The 16,977-nt window shown below is 54.7% G+C and carries 16 protein-coding genes; 7 read left to right on the forward strand and 9 right to left on the reverse strand.

The window, feature by feature from the left end; translation table 11 throughout:
- Positions 1–56: 56 nt before the first annotated feature.
- The 3 genes from HHI26_RS02435 to HHI26_RS02445 all read right to left on the reverse strand — a co-directional run bounded on the left by HHI26_RS02435 (position 57) and on the right by HHI26_RS02445 (position 1,976).
- Positions 57–689: an RraA family protein gene (locus HHI26_RS02435; RefSeq protein WP_133846513.1), complete on the reverse strand. Its 633-nt coding sequence runs from the start codon at positions 687–689 to the stop codon at positions 57–59.
- Positions 690–1,190: 501 nt separating this feature from the next.
- Entirely contained in the window at positions 1,191–1,307 is a 117-nt protein-coding gene (locus HHI26_RS25660) for a hypothetical protein (RefSeq protein ID WP_244290504.1), read from the reverse strand.
- Between the two features lie 33 nt (positions 1,308–1,340).
- Positions 1,341–1,976: a TetR/AcrR family transcriptional regulator gene (locus tag HHI26_RS02445; protein WP_171148538.1), complete on the reverse strand. Its 636-nt coding sequence runs from the start codon at positions 1,974–1,976 to the stop codon at positions 1,341–1,343.
- An 85-nt stretch (positions 1,977–2,061) separates the two neighbouring features.
- Here HHI26_RS02445 and HHI26_RS02450 point away from each other — a divergent pair, with 85 nt between their 5' ends.
- Both HHI26_RS02450 and mqo read left to right on the forward strand, forming a co-directional pair.
- Positions 2,062–2,922: an aldo/keto reductase family oxidoreductase gene (locus HHI26_RS02450; protein WP_159338171.1), complete on the forward strand. Its 861-nt coding sequence runs from the start codon at positions 2,062–2,064 to the stop codon at positions 2,920–2,922.
- A gap of 347 nt (positions 2,923–3,269) precedes the next feature.
- Positions 3,270–4,925: a malate dehydrogenase (quinone) gene (mqo, locus tag HHI26_RS02455; RefSeq protein ID WP_133846508.1), complete on the forward strand. Its 1,656-nt coding sequence runs from the start codon at positions 3,270–3,272 to the stop codon at positions 4,923–4,925.
- Between the two features lie 148 nt (positions 4,926–5,073).
- Here mqo and HHI26_RS02460 read toward each other — a convergent pair whose 3' ends face one another.
- Both HHI26_RS02460 and HHI26_RS02465 read right to left on the reverse strand, forming a co-directional pair.
- Positions 5,074–5,463 carry a hypothetical protein gene (locus HHI26_RS02460; RefSeq protein WP_133846507.1) on the reverse strand — a complete coding sequence of 130 codons (390 nt, stop codon included), beginning with the start codon at positions 5,461–5,463 and terminating at the stop codon, positions 5,074–5,076.
- 135 nt (positions 5,464–5,598) lie between these two features.
- Entirely contained in the window at positions 5,599–6,033 is a 435-nt protein-coding gene (locus tag HHI26_RS02465; protein WP_133846506.1) for a hypothetical protein, read from the reverse strand.
- Positions 6,034–6,216: 183 nt separating this feature from the next.
- On the opposite strand from HHI26_RS02465, the gene HHI26_RS02470 reads away from it, so the two are divergent.
- Positions 6,217–6,843, forward strand: coding sequence for a Vat family streptogramin A O-acetyltransferase (locus tag HHI26_RS02470; RefSeq protein ID WP_171148539.1), 627 nt, complete (start codon positions 6,217–6,219; stop codon positions 6,841–6,843).
- A gap of 31 nt (positions 6,844–6,874) precedes the next feature.
- Here HHI26_RS02470 and HHI26_RS02475 read toward each other — a convergent pair whose 3' ends face one another.
- Positions 6,875–7,273 carry a hypothetical protein gene (locus HHI26_RS02475; protein ID WP_159338173.1) on the reverse strand — a complete coding sequence of 133 codons (399 nt, stop codon included), beginning with the start codon at positions 7,271–7,273 and terminating at the stop codon, positions 6,875–6,877.
- Positions 7,274–7,754: 481 nt separating this feature from the next.
- Between HHI26_RS02475 and HHI26_RS02480 the strand changes: the two genes are divergently transcribed.
- The 3 genes from HHI26_RS02480 to HHI26_RS02490 are packed head-to-tail and all read left to right on the forward strand — an operon-like array spanning position 7,755 to position 14,577.
- Positions 7,755–9,206, forward strand: a complete 1,452-nt coding sequence (locus tag HHI26_RS02480) for an SrfA family protein (protein ID WP_171148540.1) — start codon at positions 7,755–7,757, stop codon at positions 9,204–9,206.
- Positions 9,206–12,190, forward strand: a complete 2,985-nt coding sequence (locus HHI26_RS02485) for a virulence factor SrfB (RefSeq protein ID WP_159338175.1) — start codon at positions 9,206–9,208, stop codon at positions 12,188–12,190. Before HHI26_RS02480 ends, HHI26_RS02485 begins: the two co-directional genes overlap by 1 nt.
- Positions 12,187–14,577 carry a virulence factor SrfC family protein gene (locus HHI26_RS02490; protein ID WP_133846500.1) on the forward strand — a complete coding sequence of 797 codons (2,391 nt, stop codon included), beginning with the start codon at positions 12,187–12,189 and terminating at the stop codon, positions 14,575–14,577. Before HHI26_RS02485 ends, HHI26_RS02490 begins: the two co-directional genes overlap by 4 nt.
- Here the strand turns inward: HHI26_RS02490 and HHI26_RS02495 are convergent.
- From HHI26_RS02495 to HHI26_RS02505, 3 genes are all read right to left on the reverse strand, one after another.
- Entirely contained in the window at positions 14,574–14,858 is a 285-nt protein-coding gene (locus tag HHI26_RS02495) for a barstar family protein (RefSeq protein ID WP_133846499.1), read from the reverse strand. The two genes, HHI26_RS02490 and HHI26_RS02495, sit on opposite strands and share 4 nt — an antisense overlap.
- Before the next feature lies 1 nt (position 14,859).
- Positions 14,860–15,330 carry a ribonuclease domain-containing protein gene (locus HHI26_RS02500; RefSeq protein WP_171148541.1) on the reverse strand — a complete coding sequence of 157 codons (471 nt, stop codon included), beginning with the start codon at positions 15,328–15,330 and terminating at the stop codon, positions 14,860–14,862.
- Between the two features lie 83 nt (positions 15,331–15,413).
- Entirely contained in the window at positions 15,414–16,331 is a 918-nt protein-coding gene (locus HHI26_RS02505; protein ID WP_133846497.1) for a sugar ABC transporter substrate-binding protein, read from the reverse strand.
- 208 nt (positions 16,332–16,539) lie between these two features.
- Here HHI26_RS02505 and HHI26_RS02510 point away from each other — a divergent pair, with 208 nt between their 5' ends.
- Complete coding sequence (locus HHI26_RS02510) at positions 16,540–16,698, forward strand: hypothetical protein (RefSeq protein WP_171148542.1); 159 nt, start codon at positions 16,540–16,542, stop codon at positions 16,696–16,698.
- Positions 16,699–16,977 lie beyond the last annotated feature (279 nt).

The raw sequence follows: 16,977 nt of genomic DNA on the forward strand, positions 1-16,977 counted from the left end.
TTGCCCTGGCAGTCTGTGTATTTACCCGGTTGTTACCCCTGAACGGGGACGTTTATTTACCGATAATTCTGTGTGACTTCCGCCGTCATGGCCGCTTCACGGCGCGCCACTTCCTGCACGGCAACCAGCACCGCTTCGGCGCGCCAGAAAGGGATAACGATAATGCCGTCGGCATCACCCACCACAATGTCCCCAGCGCTGCACACCACGCCGCCGATGGCTACGGGTTCACCAATTACGCCAGGGCCATTTTTATACGGGCCGGCAGGTGTTGTGCCACGGCAGAAGGTGGGTAATCCCGTTGACTCAATCACCTTGCGGTCGCGGACGGCACCATCAATCACCTGAGCAACGGCCCCGGCATGCTGGAAGCGCTGGGTAAGCTGTTCCCCGACCAGCGCACGGTCAGTGTGGCCCAGTCCGTTAATCATCATCACGTCACCCGGCTGGATGTGATCCAGAGAGAGAATGACGGCGGCGTTATCCCCGGCAGTGACCAGCACAGGAAAAGCAAAGCCGACGAAGTCGGTATTGCTGCTGACAGGCACGATGCCCGCATCACACATACTCAGTCTTTCCATCGCATCGCCAATATTGGCGACAGGGAATGCGGCAAAGGCAGAAAGCCATTTTCTGTCCGGGCGTTCCCAGGACGAAGAAATACGCACATCGGCAGTTTCAAGCGACATAATCGGTAACCTTTAAAATGAAAAACCCGTATCAAGTGAGAATCTTTTATCACTTTAAAAAATACGATGACAATCATTTTTTTAACAGAATATTCATATTTGAAATTATGGTAAAAACAGACTAACCAGAAATCACGCCCAGGGTTAAACTTATAACATACTGTTTTTTAATAACTAAAATGGAAGGTGTGCGGCACGACACGTTGTGAAAAAAGGTTGGGTTTTATTAAAAAAATGCGTAGCAACGCGAATATATGACTTTCTTATGCTGACTTTTGAAGTGACGCACAAAAATAGTGCTTAGCGAGGGATTAATATGATGATTATCACAATAATGGTGCAGGGAGATGGAAATAATAAATTCAAAATAATAAGAAGCCCGACATTTCGGCCTTTTCTTTCCTCTCTGTGTTGGACTGCATGCACAGTAATGGTGCTACATGTTAAACCTGTGTCAAACCGCCATCCACGCAGGTCTCGGCACCGGCAATATAGCTGCTCTCAATCGCTGGCGAGAAACAGCACGGCGTTTGCCACCTCTTTCGGCTTACCCATTCTGCCTGGCGGGATAGCGGCGGTTAATCCATTATGCACCTCATCAGAGGCCGCCAGTATCATATCGGTATCAACAGGCCCGGAACTGCGCCACGCTCAGCGTGGCAACGAAACGTGCTCCAGATAGCTCAGGCATAACAGTTCGAGCTGGCCTGCAAGACGCTCCATATCCTGCTGCTCAGGGTCGCCTTCCAGCAGCAGCCGTATCGGCCCGAACAGTGCGCCCATAAACACAAACGTCACCCCCGGCGTATCGGCAAACCGCCTGTCGCTGGCACTGTCGAGCATCGTTTCCAGCGCCAGGCGATTGCGCGCTTCCACGCTGCGCACATAGCTGCGCGTATCCAGTTCGCTGGCGACAGCATACAGAGCCGCCGACTCGTGCAGGTTCTCGGTTTTCACCTGCATAAACACGCTGACAATATGTTTCACCATCACTGCCAGTGGCTGACCCTGTACGGATAACGCGGCACCTTCCATTATGCTTACCAGCCTCTCCAGATGGCGTTGTAACAGCGCAAACAGCAGCGCCTGCTTCTGGGGAAAATACTGGTACAGCGTCCCCACCGACACGCCAGCCCGCTCGGCAACGCGGATCGTGGTCAACCGGGGCAGCCCTTCCGCCAGCAAAACCTGAATAGTCGCCTCGAGGATCACCTCAACGGTGGCCTGCGATCGCGCCTGCCGCGGCTGTTTGCGCGCTTCAAGTCCCTTAGCGTTGTCGTTCATCATATGCGAATTCACAACCTGAATAATTATTCGTATTTTATTGGAACACCTTACGGTTTTTTCTACAACCTCGATCTGGAGCCTGACAATGACGATAAAAAATGCCGGAACCTGTGTACTTGGCGACCGCGTAGTCACCCGCATGGGTTATGGTGCGATGCAGCTGGCTGGTCCCCATGTTTTCGGGCCGCCGCGGGATCGCCAGGCCGCCATCGCCGTGCTGCGGGCGGTGGTGGAAAGCGGGATTAATCATATCGATACCAGTGATTTTTACGGCCCACACATCACCAACCAGCTGATCGCCGAAGCGCTGCATCCCTATGCGGATGACCTGACCCTTGTCACCAAAGTGGGTGCTGTGCGCGGCAGTGACGGTTCCTGGAACCCGGCGATGTCCCCTGCGGAACTGCAAAGCGCGGTGCATGATAATCTGCGCAATCTGAAGCGAGAGGTGCTGGATGTGGTTAACCTGCGGCTGATGTTTGATATGTTCCAGCCTGCCGAAGGCGATATTGAAGCCTCGCTGACGGCTTTGCTCGAACTGAAAGAACAGGGACTGATTCGCCATATCGGGTTGAGTAATGTCACAGCAGCCCAGATCGCCCAGGGGCGCAGTATCACGCCGATCGTGTGCGTGCAGAATATGTATAACCTCGCCCATCGTCAGGATGACGCATTGATTGACCAGCTGGCACAAGACGGCATCGCTTTCGTGCCCTTCTTCCCGCTCGGCGGGTTCTCTCCTTTGCAGAGCGCCGCACTGAGCGAGGCGGCCGTTGCCTGTGAGGCCACCCCGCTTCAGGTGGCGCTGGCGTGGCTGCTGCAACGCTCACCCAATATCCTGCTGATCCCCGGCACCTCATCACTCGCTCACCTGGAGCAAAATCTGGCGAGCGCACAGCTCGAATTGCCGCACGACGTGCTGGATGCATTAAATCGCATCGGTTAACATTTCATGCTGTACCGCCCGGAACAACACATCAATGGGGAAAATGAGGGGAAAAAACGGCAAATGAACCTTCGCTGCCGTCGACTTCCCCCTCATTTTTTGCCCTTATTGCGCTGGCGGTAATCGCCAGCTTGATTATTCTTTTTCTCATGCTTTTTCAGCCAATTAATAACCCTCTATTTTGTGTTTTAAAACTAAATAAACCTGACGAGTAATTAAAATAAACGTTAAGTAATTAAATTAATTTCGTGATTTGATTTAAACATAATAAATAGTTATTAACTTTTCGTTAAATTGCGCTAAAATATCACCTCAATTTGTTAACCTATATTGATGCGTTATTTAAAATGTCTAACTCCAAAAAAACGATTCCCCTGCTTTCTCTGTCAGCTTTACTGGTTTGCACCAGTACCTGGGCTGAAACCCCTGCCACGCAGAAAACCGACGTACTGCTGATCGGTGGCGGTATCATGAGCGCCTCCCTTGGCACCTGGTTACAGGAACTTCAGCCAGGCTGGAAACAGCTGATGGTAGAGAAGCTGGACGGCGTGGCCCTTGAATCCTCTAACGGCTGGAACAATGCCGGTACGGGTCACTCGGCAAATATGGAGCTGAACTATACGCCAGAGCGTCCAGACGGTTCCATTGATGTGTCCAAGGCGCTGGAAATTAACGAACAGTTTATGATTTCCCGCCAGTTCTGGACCGCACAGGTGAAACGCGGCATTTTAAATAACCCGCACTCCTTTATTAATTCCACGCCACATATGAGTTTCGTCTGGGGTGACACCAACGTCAATTACCTGACCAAACGCTATGAAGCGTTACAGCAGACCACGCTGTTCCAGGGAATGAAATTCTCTACCGATCCAAATCAAATTAAACAGTGGGCACCCCTGACCATTGAAGGCCGCGATCCTAATCAGAAAATCGCTGCCACCTGGACCCCGGTCGGAACTGACGTTAACTACGGTGAAATCACCCGTCAGCTGATCGGCAGCCTGAAGAAAGATAAAAACTTCACGCTGGAAACCTCAGCGGAAGCCACCGATTTTAAACGTAATGCCGATAACTCCTGGCACGTGACCATCACCGATGTGAAAAGCGGTGAAGAGCACAGCGTTGATGCGAAATACGTCTTTATCGGTGCAGGCGGCGGTGCGTTGAAGCTGCTGCAGAAAACCGGCATCCCGGAAGCGGATAACTATGCAGGCTTCCCGGTGGGTGGTTCGTTCCTCGTGAGCGAAAACCCTGAGATTACCAAACAGCATACTGAAAAAGTCTACGGCCAGGCGTCAGTAGGCGCACCACCGATGTCTGTACCGCATCTGGATGCCCGCTACCTTGACGGTAAGCGCGTGGTACTGTTTGGGCCGTTCGCGACCTTCTCTACCAAGTTCCTGAAAAATGGCTCGCTGTTTGATCTGTTAAGCACCACCACCACCAGCAACTTTATGCCAATGACGCACGTGGGTATGGATAACTTCGACCTGGTGAAATACCTGATTGGTCAGGTGATGCTGGATGACAACGACCGCTTTGAAGCGCTGAAAGAGTACTACCCGAATGCGCGTAAAGAAGACTGGAAACTGATTCAGGCCGGTCAGCGCGTGCAGATCATCAAGAAAGATGAAGATAAAGGCGGCGTGCTGAAACTCGGTACTGAAATTGTGACCGATCAGCAGAAAACCCTGGCGGCCCTGTTGGGTGCTTCTCCGGGTGCTTCCACCGCAGCACCTATCACTCTGAACGTGATGAAAAAGCTGTTCCCTGAGCAGTTCAACTCACCCGAGTGGCAGAGCAAGATCCGCACTATCGTTCCAAGCTATGGCCAGCAGTTGAATGGCAACACCGCGCTGACTCAGCAGGTGTGGGATGATACCGCAGCGACCCTGCAGCTGGTGAAACCACCGGTGATTGATATGAACAATACTAAGCCGTCTGACGCTCCTTCTCAGCCTGAGAAGCGTGCCGAAAGCCCGCAACACGATATGGCGCTGTAATCGCCCTGCCCCTGGCCTGTTCCAGGGGCAATCTTCTTTCTGTACTGCTCTCCCTGCTTTCCCGCCCCTCTCTTTTTTACTATCCCTGCCTTTTTATTATCCAGGTTTTTTATCCTAGCTTTATATCCAGGCTTTTTATCCTGGCTTTTTATCCAGGTAAGCGGGCGACTTCACTAAACGCCGCTTTATCCCGTGCGACCGAATAGGCCACCGTCGTCACTTCATTGTGTGATGTGGTGACATCCACCGAAGGGATCGTCACGCGGCCCAGCAACGTCGGCACGTAGCCACCGACTTTATGTTTGCCTTCCGGCACATGCAACAGTGTCCCTTCGCCATTGTCCAGAACCCCCGCATCTCGTCCATCCACGGTGACGACGACCGCAGAACCATCATCAGTCTGAGTCACAATATGCGACACGTTAATCTGCGTGGGGCCGCGGGCATACTGATCGTCAGGAACCTCTACGGATTGGCGCGCGCAACCCGTCAATAGCAGTGCGGCAGTGAGGGTGGTTAGGGTAAGGCGATATAACATGGAAGACTCTCCATCGGAAAATGAACTGACCATTATAGCGGCTCAGTGCGGAGAGATCGGCAGTACAGGGTTAGGGATCGTCTGAGAATGGGGGCGATTACCCTGTTCCTTGCGTGGAACAGGGTAAGAACAGCATCAGCCTGCGGCTTTTTCTGTCAGGGTAAACGCGGGTTTGTTTTTGGTGACGGAATAGGACACATGCGTTGCCTGATCCGTTTTGGTGGTGACTTCCACCGACTGAATGGTCACACGGCCCAGGCCGAACAGTGTCTGAACATAGCCACCGACCTTATGCTTGCCTTCAGGAACAAACAGTTCTTTGTTTTCTCCGCGCGTCAGCGTACCGGCTTCAACGCCGTCGATGGTCAGGATGACGGAGGAGCCATCGTCAGCACGGGAGATAACGTGGGTCACGTTAAGCTGCGTCGGGCCGGCAGCAAACGCGGAAACCGCAGGTGTCGCTTCGGCGGCAGATACATCTACCGTTGCCGGGGCCTGCGTTGTTTTGTGGCTGCAACCTGCCAGCATTAAGGTGGCCGTGAGCGCGGCGAGCGTGGAACGAGAAAACATGAAGCGGTCTATCCTCAGCGTAATTTCAGACGGCTATAATACTCCTGCACCAGGCTAAAAACACCCGTCTCTGATTAGGGTTGTTCTTAATTTACGAGAAGTTTACATCTGCTGCGCCCGATTTGAACCCGATCCGGGCCTGCGGTCTATACTGCCCCACAGGATTTCATTTCAGGAGCATCTATGCACGGACCCGATCCCGCCACTCTTCACCCCTTGCCTGGCTTTCCGCAGGTCTGTTTTATCAAAAATAGCGTGAGCAATCCCAATATCCTGATTGGTGATTACACCTATTACGACGACCCGGAAGGTGCAGAGAACTTTGAGCGTAACGTGCTTTATCACTACCCGTTCATCGGCGATAAGCTGATTATTGGTAAATTTTGCGCCCTGGCGCGCGGGGTGAAATTTATCATGAATGGCGCCAATCATAAGACCTCCGGCCTCTCTACCTTCCCTTTCTTTATCTTCTGCAACGGCTGGGAAAGTGCTGCGCCCGAGCCTGGTGACCTGCCCTATAAAGGCGACACCCGCGTGGGTAATGACGTGTGGATGGGTTATGACTGCCTGATTATGCCCGGCGTCACCATCGGTAACGGCGCGATTATCTCATCACGTTCAGTGGTGGTGTCTGATGTTCCTGCTTACAGCATTGTAGGAGGAAACCCGGCGAAGGTGATCCGTCAGCGTTTCAGCGATGAAGTGATTGCCGAGCTGGAGAAAATCGCCTGGTGGGACTGGTCGCCAGAGAAGATCACGCAGAATCTGGCGGCGATCAGTGGCGGTGATGTTGCGCGTTTACGGCAATAACGGATGGACCGGGTAACAGAGGGGGGTATTTCTATTCCAACCCCCATCCATTATTGACATGAAGAAAAGACACTTCCTTTCCATCATTCTTCTTATCTTTAAAGGTTACCCATCCATAACCACTATCGTGCATTACCCAATCCCCATAAGAGCCGTCCTTAAACGTTACCGTGCCAGAGGCGATGCAAGGCGTGTAATACTCGTGCATCCATCCGTATCCATTTTCTTCAGCTTTAGAGAAGTAGTTGATAAGTTTCTCTTTGGTGGGTTTAAATAATTTACATCCCTCGGCGTAGTTGTAAGGATCTTCCTTATCGATTTCATCGAAGTAACCACTCTTGATAATTTCTACATGTGCTACTTCTCTTGCTGCCTCAGCAGATAAGGAAAGTAGTGTAAATGCATAAAGTAAGTATTTTGCTATTTCCATTTTGCTGTACTCGCTTCCTTTTTTTTTTCCTTCCTATATCAGGATGCCTGTAAACCTCAGTCATGGAACATGTAATTTAGAAGCAATCTCAGAAACAAGCCATTTAAGAGACTCATTTTGTTTATCTGTAACAGCCTCATAAACCTCTTTATTTTTAGGGCCAGCAGTACGCCCTACGATTAACAAGTTTACGACTCCATCGCGGGCGAGATCCCAAAAATGCGATATTATGCGATTCAATATTAGAAGTCATTAATGAAACTAATATAACCTGTATATCAGAACTGAACATGCAGTCAGCAGTCGACAGATGACGATGGTCACCAGCACTGGCGAAATCTTCACCAGATCACCGGGTTATGCCCTAAGTACTCACCTGTTTTATTGCTTATTTGCGCATTTGATTTAAGTCACGTACAACTAAAATAGTCTGATTACACACGCTTTTTACTTCCGAACTCTGACTATAAGGTCTCTTTGCGTGGCAAAAATCTTCTTACGCAGCGGTAATCTCGACGCCATCCTCGCCCTCGGTGAGAACGGGCAGCCCGTTTATCTGTCGGCTTTGCAACTGCGCGAAACCCTGCGCCTGAGAAAACAATCGCAGGTTGCCGACTGCCTGGCTATCCCGCAGCCGAACGATGCCGGAGACCGCCTTGACTGGTACTCCCCGGTGGAGGGAAAAGTCACCTCCTGGGCCGCTGCCAGCAACGCCGCGCGCACCGCAGCACTGAATCAACTGCTGGCCTGTCAGACCACCATCGCCGACATCGGCGAACGTGCGCAGCAGTCGGATAAACCCAGCCAGAAACTGTTTGGCGCCCTGCTCAACAAAGCCCTGCAATTCCCCGATCAAAACTACGTTTACCTTGTCGGTGGCAAACCGGTGATTACCTTCTGGGGCTTTGTCAGCCTGGATAAAAAATCACGTCAGGATGTCTTCGACTGTCTGCGCATTGAAGAAGATGATGTGCCGTCCCTCGGTCTGTCGCGCCTGGCCCCTGCTGCTGCACCGCTGGTCACGCCGACCTCGATTGCCGCGACCGTGTCCCCGGTGATTGCCCCGCTGATCGCGCCCGAGCCTGCTGTGGCCGCGCCCGTTCCGGTGCCGCCTCCGGTGGTGGTTCCGCCGATGCCAGCACTGGAAATTATCGATGAGCCAGAAGCGGTTGAGGAATCCGAGCCAGAGTCTGCTCCGGTGGCACCTGCCGCTGCAACCACGAAACCGAAAGCTAAAATCTGGCTGCGTTACAGCTGGGTATTGCCCGCCGTTGCTCTGCTGATCACCTTTGGCGTGCAGCTGAAAAACCGCAGCGACAAACCGGCAGAAGAACCGCATGATGCGCCCATCGCCAAACAAACGGCCGCTGAACCCGCACCACAGCCTGAACCTCAGCCTGTCGCGACCGCCGCGGCAGTGGTTCCGGTGAAAACCACCACACTGCCGCTGGCCGCAGCAGTGATTGCACCTGTTCCAGCTACCCCGGCGGTAGCAGCGACAGAGCCTGCTCCGGCCCCTGAAGCGGTCGCGGATGCGCGTCCGGCAGGCAAAGATGACCTGGTGATGCCGCAGGATGCGGTTAAGATTGGTTCAACGAAATTCCTCAACGGCAACTGGCGCGTGCTGGTGCAGAAAAACCTGCCGACCGGCACCCCACCGATGCTGAAATATCAGTTGAAAAACGGCAAAGGGTCCGCCCGTATTACCCAGGGAAGCGGCGTCACCTGTAAGGTGGATGTGTTTGCCGGGCTGATGTCTTCCGGTAACCTGGTGATTAACAGCCGCACCAAAGCACGCTGCACCGACGGTTCCCGCTATCAGATGCCGGAACTGGTGTGTAAACAGGGTCTGACTGGTGCTGCCGAATGCAGTGGCCGCTATAACGACGACACCGTGCTGCCAATGACCATGAAGCGTGAGAGTAAATCATAATGCTGGCGACAATTGCTGACTTCAAACCGAATATGACGCTGGTTCAGAACAGCGGCATTCAGTTCCTCGACTTTGCGTTAAACCCGGATCTGAACGCTGACTGGCCGGGAAAATTTGTCCGTCAGACCGCGAATGGCCCGCTGCTGCGCCTGAATTATCACGCGCAGGCCGGGAAATACCTGCTGCCACAGGCAGCGGGCACGCCACCGGAAGTGGTGAAACCCGAATTCAGTTTCCCGCTGGCACAGTCGCTGACGCTGCTTAACGGCCAGTGGTTGCCGTTGCCGTTCTTCCGTTTTAATCCTCCTCGCACCTTTATTGGTGGGCCGGATAACTGGGCACGCGTGCGCATCGTGGCACTGGATACGCCGGACGCCAATGGTAATACTCACCGCGTGGTGCTGGCGTTCGATACCAAAGTCTGGGCCGATGGAGAGGATGAATCGCTGGCGCTGAACGTTAACGATGTGAAGAACGGCGTCAGTTTTGCGCTGGCCCATCGCAGCGATGAACTGGGTGAGTTTCTCGATCACACCTGGATTGACGGCTGGCTGCGCGAGGCCTTTACTCAGGCAGCCGCCACGCTGGAACAGCGCCCGCAGGTGAACATCAAAGCATCACTGCGTGAGTTCGAGTACCAGGCACACTATCTGAATATTCTGCATCTGCTCGGTCAGCAACTCTCCGTGCCGGAGCTGAAAATCAGCGCGGCCACCCTTCAGGAACCCGCCATTGCCGTTGATTTGATCCTCGACGTCGGCAACTCACACACCTGCGGCATCATGGTGGAAGATCATGTTGACGATCATCAGGGGCTGAAGCACACCTACGAATTGCAGATGCGTAACCTCAGCGAGCCGCATCAGCTGTATAACGAGCTGTTTGAAAGCCGGGTGGAGTTCGCCCAGGCCAGTTTTGGTAAGCAGAACTTCTCATTGGAAAGTGGCCGTGATGATGCCTTTATCTGGCCTTCCATTACCCGCGTCGGCCGTGAAGCCGGGCAGCTGGCGTTACAGCGCCTTGGCACTGAAGGCGCCACCGGTCTCTCCAGCCCGCGTCGTTATCTGTGGGATGAAGAGAGCTATACGCCGGGCTGGCGCTTCAGCCGCACGCCGGGCAATGTGTTGCAGGAACCGCTGGCGACGGCACTGCCGCTGACCTATCTGATCAATGACGAGGGCCAGCCGCTCTACAGCATTCCGCTGGAGGAACGCCTGCCGGTGTTCGCGCCGCACTACAGCCGCAGTTCGGTGATGAGCCTGATGCTTTCTGAACTGCTGGCGCAGGCGCTGTTGCAGATGAACAGCCCGCTGCAACGCCAGAAGATGCTGCACAGCAGCGCCCCGCGCCAGCTGCGCAATATTATCCTCACCCTGCCTTCGGCGATGCCAAAGCCGGAACGTGAGATCTTCCGCCGCCGGATGCTGGAAGCCATTGCACTGGTGTGGAAAGCGATGGGCTGGCACCCGATGGATGATGATTTCACCAGCGCCGCCGACAAAGCCAAAAGCAGCGTGCCGGTGCCGGATGTGCAGATGGAATGGGATGAAGCCACCTGTGGGCAGATGGTGTACCTGTATAACGAAACCCAGGTGAACTTTGGCGGCCGTGCCGAAGCCTTCTTCGCCAGCATGGCGCGCCCGGACCGCGCGCGCGCCGCCGATGAACCGGCGGGCAAAACCCTGCGCATCGCCTCGATTGATATTGGCGGCGGCACCACCGACCTGGCGATTACCCAGTACCGCCTGGACGACGGCGTGGGCAATAACGTAAAAATCATGCCGCGCCTGCTGTTCCGTGAAGGCTTTAAGCTGGCGGGTGACGATATTCTGCTGGATGTGATCCAACTGTACGTGCTGCCCGCTTTGCAGGGGGCATTTAAGCAGGCAGGCATGGTCAATCCGGAAGCAGTGATGACGCGTCTGTTCGGGCATGAAGGCCGTCTTGACGGGCACTCCACGCTGCGTCAGCAGGTGACATTACAACTGTTTATTCCGCTGGGCCAGGCGATCCTCGAAGCCTATGAGACTTTCGACCCGCTCGATCTGACGGCTGAAATTGATGCCCGCTTTGGTGAACTGCTGGCACAGGCACCGACGGAAAAATTACTCGACTATATTAACCGCGAGATCCAGCGCGAGCTGCCGGGCGAAGCCAAAGGCTTTGATATTCTCTCGGTGCCGCTGATTGTGCGCCTCAGCAAACTGCATGCGGAGTTCCTCTCCCCACGTATGAATATCACGCACAGCCTGCGTTCTATGTCCGAAGTGGTGGCGGTTTATGATTGTGACGTGCTGTTGCTGACCGGGCGCCCTTCGCGCTTCCCCGGTGTTCAGGCGCTGTTCCGCCATCTGCAACCGCTGCCGGTCAGCCGCATTCTGTCGCTGGATGGTTACCACACCAATGACTGGTATCCGTTCAACAAGCAGGGAAAAATCGAGAACCCGAAATCAACGGCGGCGGTGGGTGCGATGCTATGCCTGCTGTCACTTGACCTGCGACTGGCTAACTTCTGGTTTAAAGCCGGTGATTTCCAGCCGTACTCAACAATCCGCTATCTTGGCATGCTCGACGGCACCGGCGCACTGACGGCCGAAAACGTCTGGTACAGTGATATCGATCTGGATCAGCACAACTTCACGCTGGATGTCCGCAGCCGCTTCCAGGTGCGCGGGGCCATCACGCTTGGCTTCCGTCAGTTGGATAACGACCGCTGGCCTGCTTCGCCGCTCTATACATTGACCATTGTGGATTCTCAGCTGGCGCGCAGCGTTGCGGGCGATAAAGTGTTACGTATCAAGCTGGCGGTCAGCCGTCCGTTTGGTGAATTTGGCCCGGAACGGTTTGATATTGCCGATGCCACTCTGGATGATGGCAGCCAGGTGCCGCTGGAGCATCTGCGCCTGCGTCTGAATACGCTGGCCAGCAGCGCTTCAGGTATGGCGCATTACTGGATTGACAGCGGGAGCGTCTACAAGAAATGAAATCTCTGAATAAAATCCTGACCGCCCAGGCGAATAAAAAACGTGATGCCCTGACCCAGGGCATTGAGCAGGCGCTGGCCTGGCTGGATGTGAACCGTTCGCAGGCGCCTCGCCTGAATATGGAAGCGGATCGTCTGGCGATCAAACTGCTGCGTCAGCATAACCATGCCAGCGTACTGGCGCGGAATACTCCGCTGAACTGTGCCATCGGGCTGTTTGGCCTGGCCCAGGCGGGCAAGTCCTATTTGATTGGTGCACTGGCATCCAGCGAGAAAGGCCGCCTGGAATGTGCACTGGGTAACAGCGTGGTGGATTACGCCAGCCAGCTCAATCCACAGCAGCATACCGCGAATCTGGTGCAGCGCTTCAGCGGCCAGCAGCAGAGCAGCGACAGCAACTGGCCGGTACAGCTCTCCCTGTTGACCGAATGTGATTTGGTGGCGGTGCTGGCACTGCAATACGCGCAACGTGGCAGTGACACTGTCACGCCACTGGATGAATCCCAGCTGGGCGAACGCGTGCAAAACGTGGCGATGTATCGCCAGCCGGAACCGGTTGCAGGCATTAACCGCCATCAGATGGTGGCGTTGTGGGATGCACTGACCATCAGCCTGGCGCGCAGCAGCGCGCTGGACAGCCATTTCTGGCCGCAGGCCGTTGAACTCGCACCGCAGCTGGGTGTTGACGACCGCGCCAGACTGTTCTCCCTGTTGTGGGGCGAAGATCGTCAGCTGACGGCGCTGTATCGCCAGCTGGCCCACGTGCTGCATCACCTCTCCTGCGTGCCGCAGGTGCTGGCACCGTTAAGCGTGCTGGATGAACCCTCTTACAGTCTGTTAAACAGCTCCGGTGTCAGCCAGTTTAATGCCACAGCCGACCTGACGTTGCAGGTGGTGCCGCGCCATAACGGTCGCGCACTCGCCCCGGTCAGCGTGGCGCTGGCCGAACTGACGCTGCTCAGCCGTGAAGTGCTGCTGCCGCTCTATAGCGCGCCGCGTGAAGAGCTGTTTACCGAAGTCGACCTGCTCGATTTTCCGGGCTTTATCGAATTAACCGTGTTACCTGACGACGAGCATCACGAACTGGCGCTGGAGTTTTTACAGGCTCGTCGCCCGTTCCTGTTACAGCGTGCAGCCATTGAGCAGGATGTGACCCATCTGCTGGTGTGCAGCGCCTCGGCTCACCGTAATGAAACCCGCCATATTGGCCGCCTGCTCGACTTCTGGGTAAAACAGACCCAGGGCGAGACCACCGCGCAGCGAACCGGTCGTAAGCCGGGGTTGATCTGGGCGATGACCCCGTTCGATCAGCGCATTACTCACGGCCACAATCATGATGCCGCCGTGCAGCGCTTTGTTGGCAACCCGGGTGATGCCTGGGGCGCCATGCTGGCGATGGATGAGAAAGGCGTGCAGCGTATGGCGGGCTATCTGGTCAATGAAGTGCGCACCGACAGCAAACTGGCGCGTATTGCCACACAGCGTGCCGAGATCCAGCGCGAACTGAGTGAAAATCTTCTTGGTCGCTGGTATCAGGCAGCCGAAGGGGAAGATCCGGCGGAGCGTTTGCGTATTGCGGAATCCCTGCTGAAAGCCCTGCAAACCCGTACCGGGGTGCACGGTGAACTGCTGGAGCGCCTGGTGCCGGTACGCGATACGCTGCGCCATCTTTTCCTGCAACGTCAGTTGCGTACCGAACGCACCGCTGCCGATGAGTACAGTATCAACGAAGACGATCCTTTTGGCATCGGAATGACCATCGACCTGCTCAGCGACGAACCGCTCACTGCGGTACAGACCAGCTATCACAGCGTGCCCGCCGTCGATCAGGAAGCGGAGTTTGCGCAGAGCGTGTATCGCCACTGGGTGAATCAGCTGCGCCTGCTGCCGGACAACGGCCCACTGCTCGAGTTGTTAGGCGTGAGTAAGCCCACGCTGGAGATGCTGACCGAAGAGCTGATCACCGCCAGCGTGCGCCAGGAATTAGAAGGTTCCCTGATGCGCGTGCTGGCCGACAGCGATGCGCAAGGGCTGCCTCCAGAGCAGATTGCCGACCGCCAGGTCTCCAGGGCGCTCAGCGTGCTGGGTGATTTTGTCGCCTGGCTCGGGTTCCAGCAGTTGCCGGAAGCGCAGCGCCCGGAAAGCCGCATCAACCGGGGGCAGAAGATTTTTGCCAAACCGGAAGCGCAGACCGTCAACCTCGGGCCTGGTCAGCGCCTGACGCGCCTGGCACTGAAGCCCAACAACCATGCAGCGTTTTATATTTACGACTGGCTGGTGGGGTTAAATGAGATGATTGTGCAGAATGCCGGTTATGCCGCTTCGCGCGAAATCAGTCTGGAACAGCGCGAGAAACTGGCGCAAATTTTGAAGGTTATCCGCCGCTAATCTCCGGCGGGCATTCGGCTGACACGCACACTGAATGCCCCGCCGGTTTCCTGCTCTGCCTCCTGCATCACCGCCAGAATGCGCTCCAGCGCCGCCCGCTGCGGATGCCGATCGAGATGTCGCAGGGTGATGCGCACCGGCAGTTCAATCCCCGCCGTTAACATATCCCACAGCGCATCGAGATTGTTCCCGAAGTAGCTCAGGTCAAATTTCAGCGCAAACTGACGGTAGAAATCGTCGCTGTCGCGCACCTGCTGTAAATCGAACGTCGCCATCTGCATCTCAGTTCACCTGCTCAAAGTGACGGTAATGGTCGCGGGTCACATAGATCAGGCCATCGCTGGAATAGAGCATGCGATCCGTTCCGCGCCGCCCGCACTGATAGTTAACGTCAGCCTCGAACCAGCGCCGTCCGTTTTTCTCCGGCAAGCCCCCTTCACGATTACTGAAGCGATCGCCCCCGATTGCCCGGCCAGGCAGCACGTCACACAGATTGCCTTTGGACGGATCCCAGCCCTGACGCCGCGCATCCCCTTTGCGGATGTAATAGTCCGGCAGCCGCTGGTGCTGATGCAGATAGTCCGCCACGCGCTGTTGCTGCGTCAGCGCGCTGATGTCGTTGCTGCCGTTCTGCTGGCGGGATACGGGTTGCTCATGACGGGTGGCAGGCGCACGCGACTCGCCCTGTTGACGCAGACCGGCGTAGCTGGCGACGATCGCCAAGATAGCGGCAATAATGAGTTTTTTATTCATTTGAGCAGTTTAGCAAAACGACGATGCGGAGCGAGGGGAAAAATGCACAGCGGCCTTGTTCTCAGGGCCGCTGGCAAAAAAGATTACTTCTCTTCGTACTTTTTCATGTTTTCCGGGGTGACCAGCTCAAACGGGATCCAGTGATAGGAGTCGAGTTTTTCGCCTTTGATCATGCGCTGGGCCACATCCACTGAGGCTTTGCCCTGGCCTACTGCGTCCTGGAATACGGTGACCTGCATTTTACCGGAGGACATCGCTTTCAGGCCGTCCGGCGTGGCATCAATCCCGCCCACCAGCACTTTGCTGTCTTTTTTACCGGACTGTTGCAGTGCCATAATGGCACCAATCGCCATTTCATCATTGTTGGCGGCCACAATATCGATCTCTTCACCGTTGGTGATCCAGCTCAGCATCAGGTCCATCCCTTCGCTGCGCGAGTAGTTGGCGCTCTGCTTCTGCACCACTTTCATTTTCGGGTATTTGGCCACCACCTGTTCAACGTCTTTGGTACGTTGCAGCGCACCTGCATCGCTGAGGTTACCGATCATCACGCCCACTTTACCCTGATAGTTAGCCAGACGCGCCAGCTCTTCCATCTGCAAGGTGCCTGACTGTTTCTCATCAGAACCAACAAACACCACGCCCGGCGGCAGCGTTTTATCACCTGGCGTGCGGTTAACATACACCAGCGGCACTTTGGCCTGGCTGACCAGTTTGGTCATCGCCGGGGTGCCCGCCGAGTTGACCGGGTCAACGATAATCGCATCCACACCGGCACTGATAAAACTCTGAACCTGATCGGTCTGACGCCCTACGTCGCCGCGCGCATCTTCAAACTGTACGGTGATCCCGCGTGCCTTCGCTTCTTTATCGATGGCCTGGCGAATAATAGTCAGGAAGTTCTGGTCGAAGTAGGCCATTGAAACACCAATGGTTTCAGCCAGTGCAGAAGTGGAGCAGCTTAACGCCGCAACCAGCAGCAGTTTTTTCATATGTTTCATTATTATTCTCCAGAGGCAGCAAGATGTTCGCACGGGTTAAATGAAATGCAATAACCGTATTTATAGGATAATGAAATAAATGGTTTGTCAGCAATCAAAATTTAACGAAACCATAACATCGGTCACGCTTTAGCGTTCAGTGTCAGCGTTTGGGTTATAGTGCTTTCTATTCTCACTGGACTGAAAGATGTTTTGCTAAGGAGTCAGCATGTCGACATTTATCCTCACCGCCCTGCCACTACTGGCTATCGGCCTGTTCTTTATCGCCCTTTTCTTGCGTAAACAAGATAAAAACTATCTGATCCCTGGCGCTACGATGCTGCTGGCAGGACTGGTCAATCTCGTGGTTGGCATAGTGGTGGGTTAAGAAAAAATTATATTTCTCATTCTTACTGGCGCTTTTTTGACCTGAGGCTATTCTTAGCCCGGGATCATTGCTGGTTCCGTTAATGGTGCAGATTATACCGCCCGGCGAAAGCCGGGTTTTTTATGCCTGACGATCGGGGAGGGTTACTCTGCATGACCGATTCACACCAGGCCGAACAGCATATTATGCCAGATCCGAAATTACTCCCCTCGGAGAACGCGAGACACGGCACTGAATATTCAGCATGTTTATGCTTCTAATTGCAGGTTATTTGTACGT

The organism is Erwinia sp. JH02 (assembly GCF_013074405.1).
In the GTDB taxonomy this organism is placed as follows: Bacteria; Pseudomonadota; Gammaproteobacteria; order Enterobacterales; family Enterobacteriaceae; genus Erwinia; species Erwinia rhapontici.

Bases quoted from the DNA above. Each gene is read 5' to 3' on its own strand.
- HHI26_RS02510 (WP_171148542.1), top strand. From the start codon at position 16,540: ATGTCGACATTTATCCTCACCGCCCTGCCACTACTGGCTATCGGCCTG.
- HHI26_RS02465 (WP_133846506.1), bottom strand. From the start codon at position 6,033: ATGTTTTCTCGTTCCACGCTCGCCGCGCTCACGGCCACCTTAATGCTG.
- HHI26_RS02495 (WP_133846499.1), bottom strand. From the start codon at position 14,858: ATGCAGATGGCGACGTTCGATTTACAGCAGGTGCGCGACAGCGACGAT.
- HHI26_RS02505 (WP_133846497.1), bottom strand. From the start codon at position 16,331: ATGAAACATATGAAAAAACTGCTGCTGGTTGCGGCGTTAAGCTGCTCC.
- HHI26_RS02470 (WP_171148539.1), top strand. From the start codon at position 6,217: ATGCACGGACCCGATCCCGCCACTCTTCACCCCTTGCCTGGCTTTCCG.
- HHI26_RS02500 (WP_171148541.1), bottom strand. From the start codon at position 15,330: ATGAATAAAAAACTCATTATTGCCGCTATCTTGGCGATCGTCGCCAGC.
- HHI26_RS02485 (WP_159338175.1), top strand. From the start codon at position 9,206: ATGCTGGCGACAATTGCTGACTTCAAACCGAATATGACGCTGGTTCAG.
- HHI26_RS02450 (WP_159338171.1), top strand. From the start codon at position 2,062: ATGACGATAAAAAATGCCGGAACCTGTGTACTTGGCGACCGCGTAGTC.
- HHI26_RS02435 (WP_133846513.1), bottom strand. From the start codon at position 689: ATGTCGCTTGAAACTGCCGATGTGCGTATTTCTTCGTCCTGGGAACGC.
- HHI26_RS02490 (WP_133846500.1), top strand. From the start codon at position 12,187: ATGAAATCTCTGAATAAAATCCTGACCGCCCAGGCGAATAAAAAACGT.
- mqo (WP_133846508.1), top strand. From the start codon at position 3,270: ATGTCTAACTCCAAAAAAACGATTCCCCTGCTTTCTCTGTCAGCTTTA.
- HHI26_RS25660 (WP_244290504.1), bottom strand. From the start codon at position 1,307: ATGATACTGGCGGCCTCTGATGAGGTGCATAATGGATTAACCGCCGCT.
- HHI26_RS02445 (WP_171148538.1), bottom strand. From the start codon at position 1,976: ATGATGAACGACAACGCTAAGGGACTTGAAGCGCGCAAACAGCCGCGG.
- HHI26_RS02475 (WP_159338173.1), bottom strand. From the start codon at position 7,273: ATGGAAATAGCAAAATACTTACTTTATGCATTTACACTACTTTCCTTA.
- HHI26_RS02460 (WP_133846507.1), bottom strand. From the start codon at position 5,463: ATGTTATATCGCCTTACCCTAACCACCCTCACTGCCGCACTGCTATTG.